2 protein-coding genes are annotated in these 540 nt (G+C 75.6%); one reads left to right on the forward strand and one right to left on the reverse strand.

The window, feature by feature from the left end; translation table 11 throughout:
* Positions 1–154 precede the first annotated feature (154 nt).
* A complete protein-coding gene (locus HUX53_RS42880; RefSeq protein ID WP_369009178.1) occupies positions 155–292 on the forward strand; it encodes a hypothetical protein in 138 nt (45 codons plus the stop codon).
* On the opposite strand, the gene HUX53_RS42885 is transcribed toward HUX53_RS42880, so the two are convergent.
* Entirely contained in the window at positions 249–419 is a 171-nt protein-coding gene (locus HUX53_RS42885) for a hypothetical protein (RefSeq protein WP_176401130.1), read from the reverse strand. The two genes, HUX53_RS42880 and HUX53_RS42885, sit on opposite strands and share 44 nt — an antisense overlap.
* Positions 420–540: the final 121 nt, after the last annotated feature.

A 540-nucleotide genomic window follows, 5' to 3' on the forward strand; every position in this document is an offset into this window, starting at 1 on the left:
TGGTCGGGATGTGGTTCGTGCCGTTGGCGGGAAGAGTGAGGGTGTGCGCAGCGTGGGGTGGAGGTTGCGGGGCGACCCGTGGGGGGTCTGTCCGGGCATCGGGTGAGCGGGGCGTGCGCGGGTGGGCGGGGCGCGTGTCCGCACCTGCCTGGAGGTGTGGGGGGACGAGGGCCGCCGCGCCCGCATGCTCGCGATGCTCCGCTCGGCGATGACGAACGGGCGGGCGGGGGCGCGGCTGCGCGAGTTCGTCACGGTCGCCCTGTTCGGGCGCGCCCGAACAGGGCGACCGTGACGAACTCGCGCAGCCGCGCCCCCGCCCGCCCGTTCGTCATCGCCGAGCGGAGCATCGCGAGCATGCGGGCGCGGCGGCCCTCGTCCCCCCACACCTCCAGGCAGGTGCGGACACGCGCCCCGCCCACCCGCGCACGCCCCGCTCACCCGATGCCCGGACAGACCCCCCACGGGTCGCCCCGCAACCTCCACCCCACGCTGCGCACACCCTCACTCTTCCCGCCAACGGCACGAACCACATCCCGACCA

Source organism: Actinomadura sp. BRA 177, assembly GCF_013372625.1.
Lineage (GTDB): Bacteria > Actinomycetota > Actinomycetes > Streptosporangiales > Streptosporangiaceae > Spirillospora.